A 555-nucleotide genomic window follows, 5' to 3' on the forward strand; every position below is an offset into this window, starting at 1 on the left:
ACCACGGTCATCACGGCGGTCATCACGGCGGAACCCACCACGGTCGTCCTCACGACGCGGCGCGCGGCTCCCACCACGGTCGTCCTCACGACGCGGCGCACGGTCGTCACGAGGGAAGCCACCGCCCGGACGGCCACCACGGTCATCGCCACGACGCGGAGCCCGATCGTCGCGCCGGAAACCACCCCGGTCGTTGCTGTCACGGCCCCGGTCGTTGCTGTCACGGCGCGGTCCGCCGGACCGCTCGTCACGACCCCCGCGGAAGCCGCCCCTGTCGCCGCCGTCCCGGGAGCGCTGCTCGCGCTCGGGACGGTCGTCGGGAGAGTTGGTGGACATGGGTGTGACTCCTGTCTTCGGGGTACCGCAGTCATTCTCGCGCAGTCGGCCATCCGATGCGCTTCGGCATAAACAAAAGGACCCTCGGTCCCAGCATGAACGCTGGGACCAAGGGTCCTTGAAAGATTGTTCGGCGGCGTCCTACTCTCCCACAGGGTCCCCCCTGCAGTACCATCGGCGCTGAAAGGCTTAGCTTCCGGGTTCGGAATGTAACCGGGC

General features: G+C 68.3%; 1 protein-coding gene and 1 rRNA gene. Both read right to left on the reverse strand.

The features are described from left to right. The coding region (locus AB0M62_RS09555; RefSeq protein ID WP_366073536.1) for a hypothetical protein at positions 1–203 on the reverse strand (203 nt) is incomplete at its 3' end. 261 nt (positions 204–464) lie between these two features. Then, positions 465–555 (reverse strand): 5S ribosomal RNA (rrf, locus tag AB0M62_RS09560); the annotation flags it as partial.

The sequence above is a fragment of the Streptomyces sp. NPDC051219 genome, from assembly GCF_040682335.1.
GTDB lineage: Bacteria > Actinomycetota > Actinomycetes > Streptomycetales > Streptomycetaceae > Streptomyces.